The 15277-nt window shown below is 55.0% G+C and carries 6 protein-coding genes; 3 read left to right on the top strand and 3 right to left on the bottom strand.

Annotated features, from left to right (window positions below; translation table 11 throughout):
• Positions 1–94 precede the first annotated feature (94 nt).
• Positions 95–997, top strand: a complete 903-nt coding sequence (locus tag VFE46_12155) for a TatD family hydrolase (GenBank protein HZZ28746.1) — start codon at positions 95–97, stop codon at positions 995–997.
• Positions 998–1017: 20 nt separating this feature from the next.
• Here the strand turns inward: VFE46_12155 and VFE46_12160 are convergent, their stop codons facing one another.
• A complete protein-coding gene (locus tag VFE46_12160) occupies positions 1018–2529 on the bottom strand; it encodes a S53 family peptidase (protein HZZ28747.1) in 1512 nt (503 codons plus the stop codon).
• 918 nt (positions 2530–3447) lie between these two features.
• On the opposite strand from VFE46_12160, the gene VFE46_12165 reads away from it, so the two are divergent.
• Entirely contained in the window at positions 3448–8184 is a 4737-nt protein-coding gene (locus tag VFE46_12165; protein ID HZZ28748.1) for a hypothetical protein, read from the top strand.
• 467 nt (positions 8185–8651) lie between these two features.
• The gene (locus VFE46_12170; GenBank protein HZZ28749.1) at positions 8652–12380 is read left to right on the top strand and encodes a VCBS repeat-containing protein; all 3729 of its coding nucleotides are present in this window, start codon (positions 8652–8654) and stop codon (positions 12378–12380) included.
• Positions 12381–12483: 103 nt separating this feature from the next.
• On the opposite strand, the gene VFE46_12175 is transcribed toward VFE46_12170, so the two are convergent.
• Both VFE46_12175 and VFE46_12180 read right to left on the bottom strand, forming a co-directional pair.
• Positions 12484–13608: a hypothetical protein gene (locus VFE46_12175; GenBank protein ID HZZ28750.1), complete on the bottom strand. Its 1125-nt coding sequence runs from the start codon at positions 13606–13608 to the stop codon at positions 12484–12486.
• A gap of 125 nt (positions 13609–13733) precedes the next feature.
• On the bottom strand, positions 13734–15230 hold the full coding sequence (locus VFE46_12180; protein ID HZZ28751.1) for a hypothetical protein: 1497 nt from the start codon (positions 15228–15230) through the stop codon (positions 13734–13736).
• Positions 15231–15277 lie beyond the last annotated feature (47 nt).

A 15277-nucleotide genomic window follows, 5' to 3' on the forward strand; every position in this document is an offset into this window, starting at 1 on the left:
CCGTTTCTGCGTTGCTGTTTCCGCATGGTTGGCGCCGAAGCGAAGCGGCCATATTGAAGCGATTGCTTAAAGCAGCTAGATCACGGACACCGCCATGGATTTCATCGATCCGCACATTCACATGGTTTCGCGGACCACCGATGATTACGAGCTATTGGCCAAAATGGGCTGCGTGGCCCTCAGCGAGCCGGCGTTTTGGGCCGGCTTCGATCGCGGAAGCGTGGATGGATTTCAAGATTATTTTCGCCAGCTAACGCAGTTCGAGCCTAAGCGGGCCGCTTGGTATGGAATGGCGCATTTTACGTGGTTGTGCATCAACGCCAAGGAAGCGGAGAACGTAAAACTTGCCCGCGAAGTAATTGCCATCATCCCGGAGTATTTACAGCTCCCCGGCGTGCTGGGAATTGGCGAAATCGGCCTGAACAAAAACACACGGAATGAAGCCACCGTGTTTTTGGAGCACGTGCAGTTGGCCGAGCGGTTGGAGCAACAAATTCTCATCCACACGCCGCACTTGGAAGATAAATACCAAGGGACCCGCATGATTTTAGACATGCTGGATGACTTTCCTCGACTGGACCATGGCCGGGTGCTGGTCGACCACGTGGAAGAGCACACCATTGGCTTGGTGTTGGAGCGTGGCTATTGGGCCGGCATGACGCTGTACCCAGTCAGCAAATGCACGCCGCAGCGGGCCGCCGACATGGTGGAAATGTTCGGACCGCAGCGCCTACTGGTTAATTCAGCGGGCGATTGGGGGCCGTCCAAGCCTACGGCCGTGCCCGACTTTATTTTGACGATGCGCAAGCGCGGGCACCCCGAAGAGTTGATTCGGCAAATGGTGTATGAGAATCCGCTGCAATTTTTTCGTCAGAGCCGAAATTTTTCGCCCCCGGAGCGGATAACCCTGTGTGTCACAAGCGACTTCGATGCCCAGGAAAAAAAATCCTTTGTGGCGCGCGAGAAAGTCTCCGGCGGCACGCGCGTTAATCCGTAACGAACCAAGTTGCAGTAGCGTTACATCGAAGCGAAGTAGTTGTCGAGCGCATCGCTGGAAGCATTGGCATCCGCGTCATGCAGAACATGGAAGTGATGCAAGGCGCCTTCATCGCTGGAATCGGAAGCAAACGGCAGCGACGCATCATCGTAGTGCAACGACGTCGCCTGCATCGCTGAGGGATCGGCGAGGAAATCGGCATCCGAATACTGTCCCGACGCCAAGGCATTGTCGGCTCCAAAAGCACCGCTGCCGGCATCGACAGTAGACGCTATAGCAGCGGCCGCGCCAACGTCGGAGCCGCCTTCGGTGGCCATCGATTTAGCGAAGAAATAAAATACCCCCGGACTATTACTCAATGCCGGACGGGTGGGCGTGACGACCGTCGAACCGTTGAATGCCACCAAACCTGAAACCACTAAATTCGCCGCTGGAGCGCCTAAGCCGGAAGCCAAGTCGTATCCTTGGCCAGCGATGTTGCCGATGTTGTTTCCTGTCACGATATCGTGGAAATCGGCGACGGGCAGCTTGTAAACGATCGATTGAATATTGGCCAACGGCCCCTTACCGCTTAAAGCCCGGCCCTGATCGGCAATTGCAATCAACGCAGACCACTGCGGTGCGCCGGCGCTGGTGCCACCGATAATTTCCCAGGGAGTGGTGGCGCCAAAGACGGCAGCATCTCGCACGGCGAAACCGGTGTTTGGATCGGCATTGTAAGAAACATCAGGAGTACCCCGGCCGGTCAACGTAGGAAGTAGCCCGGCATTGGTTGCCGTGTCTTGATATTGATAATTCGGCACGCTCTCCAGTGGAACACCGTTTACGATTGCACTCTCGCCACCGCCGCCGGCGTCGCCAGGACCATCGTTCCAAACTACTTGACTGGAAATGCTGTTATTGGGCGTAAGTTTTAAGCTGGATCCGCCGACACTGAGAACATTCGGCGAGGCGGATGGATAAGAAGCGGGCGCGCCGGTATCACCGGCGGAAAATACAAACTGCACGGGCGCATGGCCGCTAGGTGTGGTAAATGAAGAATCGAGCGTACTTTCCCCCAACCCTTCGCCGCCCCCCCAACTGTTCGACACCACAACTACACCGGGCTGGCTCTTTGCATAGATGTCGCCCGCCATCAAATTTGCAGTGCTGTTGTTAGCGGTTTCGACAAGTAGAATGCTCGCCCCCGGAGCGATGCTATGCGCCCACTCCACATCCAACGAGATTTCCACCGACCAATCTGCATTGGCAGGAGGCAGTTGGGCGGAGTTGGACGAGCCGTTTTGGTTGACAATTCTAAAGCTCGGAGGGTCGGGAATGCCGAATTGCGCGTCGAATGCCTTCAGGTCGGCCGCAATGGTGGGAGAGCTAAACGCGTCAACAATGGCAATCGTGGTTCCGCTGCCGGTGGCTTTGACGCCACCTGGGAAGGTAATGCTGTTAAAGCCGTAGGCTTGACGGATTTGAGCAGGCGTGAACCCCGTTGGTCCAGCCGTTTGGTGCGGCTTCAAAACGGCATAATCAGGGCTCATGAAGACGTCCGCCAAACTTGCTAGCGACGCGCTGACTGCCGATGCGCTTAGCACCTGTCGAACTTCGAGCGGTTCGAACCGGCATTGCCGCCAGGCGCAAGAACGCCGGCGATGGATTCGGTTCGTGAAACGCTGGCCGTGAATATGCGGATTTTTGCGACGCGCCATGTTGTGCTCTGCTCTGGTTAGTTGACAATCCTCAGCGGTCCCGCCAAAGACGAAGTCTCCCTACTGATTGGTGCAAGCGCCAATGATTTTGTTGTACTTACGATGATTGCTCAGGTCAAATCGTTTTCCAACCAGGTCGTCGCCTAATTTCAAACAAATGTAGTGACGGCTGTCCCCAGCCGCTACGTCTTACTAGAGAAAACGGCTGCGAACAGCCGTCGCTACATTCTCGTTAAATCAAATTAGGCGACCTCCAACCAAGAATTCAGGGGGGAACTGGTTTTCGCGTTTAGGTCCCAAGCCGACGGCAATCGGCTTATGGCCGAGGCTTATGGCTGATGGGAGAATGGGAGTGGATCGATTTGATCCAGGCTATAGAGAAGGCAAGCCCGTAATTATCCGATAGTGCCCGCTTTCGTCCAAGAGGATTTCTTCGGCTCCGCTTGGCTGCCGGACACAGCGCACAAACACCGCGTACAAACCTCGCCAACCGGCCGGATTTCGCTTGACATTGCCGCAAGTGTTGACGACACTGGAAGTTTATGCGTAGCCCTTAGGGGCGCTATCGCATCAGGCAACGCGTTGAGTTGTGACGAAACGGCTGCGGTCCGACCAGCATGCGCCACGGGGTCGCGTGCAATCTGCAGTAGCTTCGCCACAATTGCCAAAGGGATGGACTCCGATCGCGGATGCTAGCTGCTTTCGATGTACACCCTTGATGCCCCTTCGACCAATCTATAGGCAAAGACCATGCTCCCGGAACAGCGCGGCTTGTTAACATCGTTTTTTAATCGGTTTCGCTCCAAGCGGCGCAGCGGCTGTAATACAGCCAGCAGCAGTAAACGCCGCAAGCAAGGCTTTGCGCGGCTCACGCAGTTGGAATCACTGGAAGATCGTCGGATGCTGACGGCGACTCTGTACGTCGATTTTGGCCAACGATTGGGGAACGTTTCTCTCCCAGAAGATACCGTAGTTGATGGCGCGGCGGGCTGGTCTACCTTGGGGTTAGCTATTACGGCTAACAATCCGGTCGATTGGGTTTTTGGACCCGAGTTTCCCTACGCAGGCAATCCAACAATCACCTATACACCATTAAATATTCCGCAGAACTTGCCGACCAGCGTTTTCGATCCCGGCCCCGATCCTGCGGGAAGCCCGATTCAATTTCCAATTGGGCCGACATTGCCGCTGAGCGTTCAAGCAGCGGTTGAAAATTCAATTTTAGAGATTTTAGCCCGCGAAGTTGCGCCTTTTGACATGAATGTTGAGCTAGCGACCTCGCCGAACCTCGCCGCTGCTAGAGCGCTGTTAGCTTCTAATAATCGGCTCACCGATCCTAATCAAACTCTCGCCAACCCACCCAATGCGAATCTGTACAATCTGACCACTGCAAACCCCAAAGGATTTGTTCCCCCGGGCTTCGATGGCACACGGTTGAATACTCAGGCGGGCTTTACCTATGCTGCGTTAGGTTCCCCGGTAGGCACGCAGGACGTGTACATTTTGGTCGGCGGTTGGACCATTGGGGGCCAGGATGTCGGTGGACCGACACAAACCAACAGTCTTGGTTTTTCGGAACCGCACGGATTCACAACAACCATCGATCCTAACGATCCACTGTTTGGAGCCACGCCGGGCAACCCCATGGCGATGCCGCCGGTACCACCGACGCAGGCCATCCCCATCACTTATTCTGATGCCGGAGTGGCCGTCGATGCTGCCCAAATTTTGCAGCGAGCCTTGGCCGGGAGTTTGAAGCTGGACACGGCGATTTCCACGATTGCTGCGCAAATGGCGGCCATCACCTATGGCGGTGCATATGTCTTTACCGATCCGACAACGATGGTGCAGACCGAGGAGATTTTAGAGCACACCAATACCGGTGTCGCCAGTCCGGCAAATCCATTCAGTGATCCGGATGTCAGTTTGCTCACCAGTTCTGACATCATGCGTGAGGGACCTGCCGAAAACGGACTTCCCGCCCCAACATTGAACAATGTTTCGGTGTTCACGCGGATGCCGCTGATGATTGGCGACGGCAACCAAGTTCCCACATTCGTGCAGAACGCTTACGACTTTTTCGCTAATGACCCCGATGTTGGGGCGCAATTGGGCACAGACCTCAATGCCCTGTCAGGATTTCCATTTAGTAAAGTGGCGTTTGTCACCGGCTCGGGAGCATTCGACGACGTTTCGATCACGAACGATTTGGCAAATCCTGGAATGGCGCTGGTCACGGTGAATGCCTACCGCGACGCCACGTTTTCGCCAAACTCCTTTATTACGACATTTTCTTATGACGTCGATTTAACGCCGGGTTTATTAACGACCAACGTGTTGCTGATTGAGCTGGGCAACAGCAATGATCAGCTCGACATTGATCCCTCGACAGCGAACCTGGCGGGCACGGAAATTCTGGTGTTCGGCGGCGGTGGTGTGGATAACATGTCGCTGTTGGACAATGGCACGGATAGCATTTCGATGGCCCCCGAAAATGTGGACTTCTTTGAATATAGCCAAGTTGAACGCTTTGAAACCCAGCTGCAAATCAGCAATGGCGTAATCATTTTGGCGGATGAATTTGACGACACCAGCATTTTCCATTTGGAGGGCTTCAACTCGCTCACGTACACGATGCCGGAGTTTTTGGGAGACAATTTTTCGCTGACCGCGGAAGCCGGCTCGTCGCTGCCTTTGCCGCCTTCCAATAGCAGCGTTGACATGCTGTTGGACGGCACCGCAGGTCCGACCGCGGCCTCCCCGCTGATCAGCGTATGCAATGTAGAAATTACGGATGTTCCAAACGTTCTGATTCAGGATCCGATCGGCAGTTTTGCTGATACGTTTAGCATTACTTCCGATTTGGGTTTCTCGGATGGAATGCAAAATATTGAAATCAATTTGGGTCCCGGTGACGACACCCTCAATTTGTTTGGGACCGATTTCGCCTTCCAGGTTCCGGGGGGGGCGTTTACGTATGACGGTGGTTTGGGCACAGACACCATCAATGCCGAGGGTGATACCGACTGGGCCTTGTCCGATACCGAATTGACCGGCGCGGCCAGCGGGCTGGATTTGATTTGCCAGAACGTGGAAAACGCCAGCATTACGGGCGGATTCAGCGACAATACGCTGGAAGTCGACAGTTGGGCTGGTCAGGCCAAGTTGGATGGCATGGAAGGCAACGACACGATTATCATTGGCGATACGGTCAGCAGCGTTGTCAGCGGCAACATTACCGCCTTTGGCGGCGACGGGAACGATACCTTCTACGTCAATTCGTTTGTGCCCGGTTTCGATCCCATTACGGGGACCATTAACACGTTGACCTTGAGCGGCGACAACGGCAACGACAATTTCATTCTGGGCAGAGACGCCATTAGCGGAGCGGGCGATTTGAACTCCATCACCGGCAACGTCAACGTTACGGGAGTATCTGGCAACGATACGCTTACGCTGAACGATGCAAATTCCTCTGCAATCACAGTGCCCAACTACACGGTCGGCGCCAACTTTGTGACCGATGACGCTGGATTTGGACAAGCGAATTTCGACAATACCATCAAGAATCTAAAGATCATTGGGTCGACCGGAGCCAACGTGTTTGATGTCACGCCGAACCGTTCGACGAACATCAACATTGACGGCAACGATCCGCCATTCCCCCAACTGCCCGGAACCGGCGATGCGCTGGTCATTGAATTTTCGGGCGTTCAAGGGCAACAGTTGACGAAAGATAACCCGGCCGATGGCGGCGGTCGCTGGACATTCACCAGCGGTCAAAAGCCGGTCGTCTTCAGCAACATCGAGGATTTGCAATCGTTCAATCCGTTGCAAAACGTTCCCTTGGTCGCCACGGGCGCGGTGGCGGGCAGTGGCAGCAAACCACTAGTTAAGGTTTATAACGCCAGCAACAACGCGTTGCTGTTTAGCTTCTACGCCTTTGAGTCAACATTCACGGGCGGAGCCCGCGTGACCATTGCCAACGTCTTCGATAGCTTTGGCGCCCTGAGTGACGTCGAGCTGATCGTGGCGCCCGGAACGGGGCGCGTTGGCGAGGTGAAAGTTTACGACGGTCTGAAATTGTTGGCCGCTGCGCCATCTAATTCCACACACCTGGTGGCTAATCCCGATGCGGATTTGATCAGTGACACGAGCGTGGCTTCCTCCAGTTTCTCGACGGTTCATAGCAGCAAAAACGCCAGCGCCGCCGGATTGGCAATTGGCGATGCGGTGGGCGGAACGAACGTTGCCGCAGGAACAACTATTAGTGCCATAAACGCCGCCGGCACCGGCCTCACGCTGTTTCCGAAAGCCACTGTTTCGGCCACGGCCAATGTCGTTGTGGGAGACTTGGTTAGCGCGACCATGACTGCCGGTAGCCAAGATGTTATGGTGGCCGATACTTCCAGCCTCTCAATTGGCGACGCGGTTTTCGGAGCAAATATTCCGGCCGGGGCTACGATTATCGCCATTCCCGATCTCAACGATTTCTTGCTTTCGGCTCCTGCCACGGGTAACAGCACAAATAACGTGGTCATTGGTTCAATTGTGCTGAGTCTGAAGACTACAAAGAACAGTACCGCTGCAACCGTTTCCAGCGTTGTAAGCCTGGGCGGGTTGGTCGTGGGTCAATCGATTGTGGGGACCGATATTCCGTCGGACACGACCATTACCGCCATGAAAATTGGGCCGGCGCACACCATTGCCGTCACGCTGTCGGCGGTGGCCAGTAGCACGGGCATATTTACCGCGTCGAACGCCGGGTTCTTGCCCGAGGGCGCCGCTTACAAAAGCGGCTTGTACTTGGCGACAGGCGATTTCAACGGAGACGGCGCCGCAGACATCGTCACTTCGCGTTCCACAGGCGTTCCCATGGTCCGCGTGTTCGACGGTCTAACCTTTACGCCGATGCTTTCGCCGGGCTTGGGGTTGCCCGTCGCGTTTAATCCCTACACCAGCAAATTCACGACGGGCGCTCAAATCGCCGTGGGAGATGTTGACGGCGATGGAATGCCTGATATTGTTACCGCGCCGGGCACTTCCCAATCTGCCCAAATCAAAGTGTTCAGCTTCAGCACGCTGGAAGATGATTTGGACGATCGGATGACGCTGGCGCCGGTCAACTCCTTCCAGGGCTTTACGTCGGCGTTTAAAGGCGGAGTTTCCTTGGCGCTAGGCGATATTAACGGCGATGGCGTCGACGAAATTATGCTGGGAGCGGGCAGCGGCGGCGGCTCCAAGGTGCAAGTTTTCGACAACTTCGGCGACTTGATCAACCAGTTTGCGACCTTCACCAGCGGCAACATTAATGCTCCGTTGTCGATCGCAACGGTCAATATCAACGGCACGGATGAACTGTTTGTCGGACAAGGCCTAGTCGGAAAAACGCATTTAGTGGAAGGGTTCAATCCACTTACCGGCAAGCTCGTCGATACGTTCCTCGAAGCCGATCCGGCAATGGCCGCGGGAGTATTTTTGGGTTAACGTGGTCGCCATGACGGCGGCCAAGCTGAATTCTTCCTGCCCCGAGGGGAAAAGGCGTTTTTTCAGGGAAAATCGGCGGTTTAATCAGAATTGTCGGAACTTTCATCATACTTATTGCGTTATTTAGAAAGCGCGTGCGTGTCAACGTTTTGCCGGGGTGGGATTTGCTTGACACCATGATTTGGCCTGATGAAACTAAAACTATGCGCGGCCAAGGGGCGCTGCGCGTAGAGGCACCCGGGAGATAGTTACGGAACAGACCGATTGGGCCCCCGCTAAGGGCCAATCGTTTTTGGGCGAAAATGCCTGTACACTTACGACCAAAGTGGCACAGGCGGAGTGAAACAGTTGCGTCCCTCGCGGCGTGGCTGAAATTCTTCAACGAGTTCGCCCTGTCTGTCGGTTGCCACAACCCTGATTGACCCGCGTTGAATTCACCCACTTTGGCCTTGTCCCACGGTATTGCCATGCTTCCGGAACAAAGAGGTTTGCTGTCGGGGTTCTTTTCACGCTTCCGCAATTCTAAACGCTATGGCCGCAAAGCGAAGAATCGTTTTCTATCCGCTGGCTGGCGCGCGGCTGTCGAGCCCCTGGAAGCCCGGCGGTTATTGGTCAGCCGCGTGTTCATCGATTTCGGCGATGCCTTTCCGGTGCAAGCGACCGGTCCCTTTGCGGGCACGCAGACCCTCCTCGCTATTACTGCCGCAACGCTGCAAACAAACCTTGTTGGGGTCGGCGGACAAGGCCAGACTGACCAAGATTTGTTGGGCGAGTTTGCCGCAACGCCAACGGGCGGTCTGGACTTGATGAGCTTCGCCACCTTTTTGGATTCACCTGTGTTCAACCCACAGGGCTTAGCGCCGGCCGATCCCGCCACGCTAGAGGCTGCCATCGTCGAGCAGATCAAACAAGCATTGGAACCATTTGATATTCAAGTGATTCCAGCCGATGGAAATCTCTCGAACTTCCCGGTAGCAACGCTGGCCGCTGCGGGGCGTCTGGAGGGGCTCAATAATCAAGTTGGCACGATTGGGGCACCAGCCGGAGATGCTTCAGCGACCGTGCTGCAATATGGCAGCGACGACGTCTACCTGTTCATTGGCGCCGAATATACGCTAGTGAACAACATTCCGGTGCCTGTGTTCGATTCCATCTCGGCCGATTTTGCCGTGAATGTGACGACGCCATTTTCTCAACCCAATCGGCTCGACTCGGGCGCTATTATCGACGCCAGTTACTTCCTCCAGCGCGTGCTAGGGAACGGTTCTGGCACAGGCACTCCCACAGACCCGGGATTAGGCTTTGGCGGTACGGGTGGCTCGTACAATATTGCGTTAGCGAATGCCTCGTTATACGCAATTGGTTGGGATTACGGTCTGTCGGAAGTTGAAAATGGCACGCCCGGACCGTTCACGAATTTTTTTGATCCCAACGTTCAACTGGTTAACCAAGCCGGCGCCATGCAGGAAGCCGGCTTCACCGAAGGTTTTTTTATAAATGGAGTTTCCCCCAGTTTGCCGATCAGCGACACGGAGCCGGCGTACTTTCCAAATTTCAACATGATGCAGGCGGGGATGGACTTCAATGCGTTCATGAAGAATCCCACGCTTGGCAATCCCTCGGAAGTGTTCTCGGAACCTTTCCCGTTGCCTCCGTTGACACAAGACACCACATTGATTTTTCCGCCTACCTTTAGCGTCAACACCGATCCGGCGGCCACGGTGAATTTGTATCAGCAAATGGCCAGCGATCCCGATATCGGCCCGAATCCTGACGTCGTGGGCTACGTGACGGGAACCGGTGCGTACGATCAAATTTTCATTACGCGGCTGAATGCCACTCAGGCCAAAGTCACCGTCAATGCTTACACGGACGACACATACACCACGTTAGTCAGCCAGGCTGCTGCGGACGACGGCGACCCAGGCGTAGTCTCTAGCTACAGCTACACCATCAATCTCACCAAAACAGCGATTCCTGGTCGCAAGGACGATGGCAAAGCGCCCACCATTATTGTGGATGGGCTCAATAACAATGACCAAGTCTTTCTGGACCCCACCCTGGGTGTTGGCGCCAAACCCGTACTGATTGAAGTTCACGGTGGTGCGGATGTGAAGACGCTCAACATTACTGGCAATGGCACCTATAACGCGGTCTACACCCCGGCCCAGTCCACGGCTCCGCTAGGAACGAGCACAATTATTAACACCTATGCCGCCAGCCTCCTTCCGGAAGGCCTAATTCCCGGTGCGGCAGGGACCTTGGTGATCACCGGTTCGACGGTCGTTACGACCACCACGACGGTTGGCAAGAAAACTACGACCACGAAGGCAACGCTGCCGGTCAAGACGACCATCATGCTCGACCATTTCAATCCAGGGAATGAAAGCGCGTTGCAGTTAGACGGATTCAACCAGCTCGATTATACCTCACCGGGTTTTACCAATAACGAATACAACGTGGTGGACATGCTGGATGGCTCGTGGCAGATATCCGGCCAGAACGACAGCACATTTAATCCGCCTTCGCTCACCGGCAATTTGCAATTCAACAATATTAAGCAATTCATCGTCGACACGAGCAAAGGTGCAAGCACCGATACCGTCAGCTTTGCCACGTCCGACGAAGTGCCCACAGGCTTGCACTTGGTCAGCGTGGTGATGGGCGCCCAGGGATTTGGCGGCCAAGACGAACTCGATTTCAACGATTCGCTGAATGCAGATGGTTCGCCAAATTTGGAAGACCAGAATTACTTGATTTCCAGCACGCAGTTGCTGCCGGTGCAGTCCGCCGGTTCGGTGTTTACCGGCTTTACCTATAGTGGCGTGGAATTGCTGACGCTGAACGGCACCCAGGGAACCGATCAATTTACCGTTACGCCCAGCACCAAAACCACGTACGTTATCAACGGTGATCCTTCCGCGGTGCAGAACACACTGGCGGTTCATTTGGCCGGCACGCAGTATCACGAATTCGACGACACCACGGGCAACGGCCAATGGTCGTTCGACAACCGCATGCCGATTACGTTTACCAACATCCAGAACATCGTCAATCAATTTGGCAAAGACGGTGTGAACCCGGCAGATTACCAGTCGAATCCGGTGGCCGACAACGCCTCGCCAATTTATGCCGGCAGTGAGGATAGCGACATTCTGGCGGTGGCCGCCAGCTCCGACAGCGGTGTCAGCAAGCCGTTGGTCCAGGTGTATAGTGCCATCACCAACAAGTTGCTGTATAGCTTCTATGCGTTCTCACAAACCTTTGGCGGCGGCGTACGGGTTACCACCGCCGACGTGAATGGCGATAACGGTGATGGAACTGGAACGCCGGACATCATTGTCGCCACGGGCGCCGGCACGCTGGGCGAAGTAAGGGTATTCGACGGCTTAACGCTGCAAAACGCTCCGAAAAATGCCGCAGGGTTGGTCACGAATCCGAACGCAGCGATATTGACTGACATCACTCCCGAAGCCGGATTCAAAAACGGCTTTAATGTAGCTTCGGCCGATGTCGATGGCGACGGCACCCCAGATTTGATCGTCTCTAACGGCAAGGGCGCGCCAACGGTCATGGTGTTCCTCAACAATGGATCGGGCGTCTTCAACGCCGCGCCAGATACAACTTTTGCCGCTTATCCCAAAACCATGGTTTCGGGCGTGTTGGTGGCCGCGGGCGATGTCGATGGCGACGGCATTTCGGAAATTGTCACCGCTCCGGGCGTGGGGCAAGTGGCCTTAATCAAGGTATTCAGCTACGCCGATGTGTCGGCCAATCCGGCGGCAGCGCCGATTCGCCAATTCAATGGCTTCGAGACCACGTTCAAAGGAGGCGTGTCGCTTACCATGGGCGACCTGGATGGCGATGGCCTGGATGAAATCATCCTTGGCGCCGGGCAAGGTGGGAAATCACGCGTACGGGTCTTCACCGGCAATACCGGCACGCTGGAAAGAGAATTCCAAGCGTACACCACCGGTAACATTAACGCTCCGGTGAAAGTTCTGGCCCGCGATATTGATGGCAGCGGGGTTGCTGAGCTATATACCACGCCGGTCGGAACGGCTGTGACGCACACAGTGCAGTTGCTCGATCCGTTGTCGGTTACCAATCCGCTGGTGACGCCGCTAATTGCTCCCTTGGTCGACACGATCATGGAGAGCGCCGCGGATATGAAAACCGGAATCAATCTGGGTTAGGCCACGGCTGCGTCCATACTTCCGAATTCTGCGAGAGTCGGTTGTTGGTTGGGTCAGCGCTTCGCTGGCAGCGAACCCGCCATGCCAGAACGGGCATCCCGATTTATTTGCCGCTCGGCCGTTCGTCGCCCGAATTGGCCGATGATCTGGCAGGCGTCATGGGCTTGTCATCCGACTTGCCGGCACCTGAGCTGGCATCCGTGTCCCCGTTCTGGGATCCTTGTTCCGCTTGCTTGGCAGCCGCTTGAATTCGCGGCGAATTGTCGAAATCGAACACAGGAAAGCTCAAGCGGTTCAAGCCGGCCAAATGCGCAACGTCGGCCAATACCGCGGCGGGGCGATTCATGATCTTGGTGTAACGCCAGTCGTCGTCGCCATACACTTCGGTGAGTAAAGTCGCTAACGCGGCATCCTTGGCTTTCAACTGTTCCCGATTGCTGGCGCCGCCGGCGTTTTTAGGATTGGCACAATCGAACCAACATTGCGCCCCTTCGGCCCAGTATTCTTGCTCGTTGGTACCGGCGTAGCTGTCGCCATAAATTCCTTTGGCCTGGGCATCGTTATACGCATCCCGCAAGCGGTTGTACCAGGCACGGTTCACCCGGCGAATGGCGCTGGCGACCGTGTGCGAGAATTCGTGAATGGTAATGTTCTCCTTGATGTATGGGTCGCCCCGCAGATTCAACAGGTTTTCCTCCGCGCAAGTGGCCAAGGGCAAACCACCCAATCCACGCGAACGCCTGTCGTGATAGGCGCCGCGGGCGATCATTTGCGGGCGTTGGTTTTCTGGAATGTCCAGCGTGTATTCCGTGACCGCAATAATTCCCACGCGCACCTTGCAGGCCAATAAGGCGTCATGGGCCAGGGTTCGCCCGTGCAGCAAATGATCCAGCGTCCAGGCACATTCCAAAAATGCATAATCCGAAACCTTCTCGGATCCGATGATCGGAATGCCGACAATGGTGGCGGATTTTTTGTAGAACGGATTTATCCGATATTCCTTGCGCAATTCGTCGGAAATTGCATCGACGTAAATCGGCGGAGATTGTGTTACATGGCCATCCGCATCTTCACTCGGTAGCGGCGTGTAAGTGGACTTTTTGGCGGTTTGTCTATTGAGTGAAGAAGTCTCGATTGCAGGCTTGCCCGATTGGGCAAACACGCTCTTGATAAATAAGGCATTTGCCAACAATCCGACGAACAGGATCGGACCTAAGCGTTTGTGCATTCCATCACCGCTGGCCGCTAGAATTTAAGAATTCGTCCCAGCACCGCGTGAGATTGTAGCAATCTTTTGCGGGACAGGCGCGGGAGAACTGGGTCCGCCGATTGGCAAAGATGAAGAACCGGCTGTTACGACGATGTTTGCGTTGCGGCGGCGCGGTTGCGCTCCTGCGGCGTACGAGGCTGAAAATTGGTATTCGGTTCGCCCGCCTCAGGAATGCGAACTCTTTGTTTACTGGCAGCCGACTCCAGTGTGCCGTTGGTTGAGTAGCCCATCATGTCCAAAAACTTTGCCAGGTCGATGACTTCTACCCCCAACGTATCGGCATCGTGAAGCAGCGTGGTCACGCCGGCGCCGTTAAAGCCGTCATGTTGATTGGTGTCCGCCTCGACGACATACCGTGTGGTGGGGGTTAAGGCGCCTTTTACATTGCCTTTTTCGTCGGTTTCCGCATCAATGATGCCGCCATTGGTACGGACAATTTCGCGTATTCTTTGAATTTCGTTCACTCCCTTGGCGTCGAGATCAAAAAAACCAACCAGCGCGAAATGTGCGGGCTGTCCCGGTCGCCACAGCGGGGTGTAAATCATGTCGCCGGGCAAAAGTGGATTCGACGGCGTGTCTTGCAAAATGCGGCACTCGGCCAGATGCGGCTGGGTGATGTCAATTACTTCCAGTACGCCCTTGGGCTTGGCCTCGCTGACCACAGATTGATTTTCCGACTCCGTAGCGCTAATGCCTTGCTTCTTATTATGCACGGCCGTGGGATCGGTCGTGTTTTGATCGAACACGGCAAACGTTACTCGCTTGTGCAACAAATCTTCGCTGCCCAGATTGATATAGGCGATATTGTTGCGTTGATCGACCCACACAATTTTGCCGCTGGGCTGAGAATTGACCGCGAATTTACCGTGTAAATCCTTCATTTCCGCTTCGCGTGATTTGAGCTGTTTTCGCAGGGTGTCGATCGATTTATCCCGTTCGGCAAGTTTGCCGTGCAAATCGTTCCGTTCCGCTTCCATTTCTTTGTCGCGCTTTTGCAGTGTCGCGGATAGTCCTTGTTGCGAATCTTCCAGCTTTTTTACGTGCTCGGTATTGCTGGCTCGCTCGGCCAAATAATCGGCCACGGCCTTGTTTTTTTCCTCTTCCAAGTCTTTCTTTTTGGTATCGTAATCGGTGGCTTTACGGTCAAAATCGACTTTGGCGTCGCGCAAATCCGAAGCCTGTTTTTCCAACGCCGTATGTTGCGAGCCAATAATGCTCTGTAGCCCGGCGATCATTTTGCGGTACGTTTTTTCGTCGTCGGGAAGGGCGCCGGTGCGCAACGCCTGGAAGGCTTTCATATCTTTGTCCCAGGCGTCTGCGGCGTCCTTCATGGCGTCATCGCCGGTTTTTTTATCGTCGGGAGCCGGAAGGCCGCTGAACTGTACCAGCTTGTCGCGCTCGGTTTTTGCATTCGCCAAGGCTTGATTTGCATCGCCGGCGTCCTTTTGTGCCGCGTTGGCCTTCTGCTGTTCGTTCTGATAGTTGCGAAAAAAGACAAAAGTCGTCAGGCTGAGCAAAACGGTCAACGTGACGAAAATGATGAGCGCAATTTGCAGGCCTTGATTTTCACGAGCAGCCATGGGGAAATTTCCTCACGAGGAGAGCAGGGCGAGCTTTCGGTTCGGTA

Source organism: Pirellulales bacterium (genome assembly GCA_035656635.1).
Lineage (GTDB): Bacteria > Planctomycetota > Planctomycetia > Pirellulales > JADZDJ01 > DATJYL01.

Coding starts and splice junctions, on each gene's coding strand:
- VFE46_12155 (HZZ28746.1), top strand. CDS start 95: ATGGATTTCATCGATCCGCACATTCACATGGTTTCGCGGACCACCGAT.
- VFE46_12160 (HZZ28747.1), bottom strand. CDS start 2,529: ATGAGCCCTGATTATGCCGTTTTGAAGCCGCACCAAACGGCTGGACCA.
- VFE46_12165 (HZZ28748.1), top strand. CDS start 3,448: ATGCTCCCGGAACAGCGCGGCTTGTTAACATCGTTTTTTAATCGGTTT.
- VFE46_12170 (HZZ28749.1), top strand. CDS start 8,652: ATGCTTCCGGAACAAAGAGGTTTGCTGTCGGGGTTCTTTTCACGCTTC.
- VFE46_12175 (HZZ28750.1), bottom strand. CDS start 13,608: ATGCACAAACGCTTAGGTCCGATCCTGTTCGTCGGATTGTTGGCAAAT.
- VFE46_12180 (HZZ28751.1), bottom strand. CDS start 15,230: ATGGCTGCTCGTGAAAATCAAGGCCTGCAAATTGCGCTCATCATTTTC.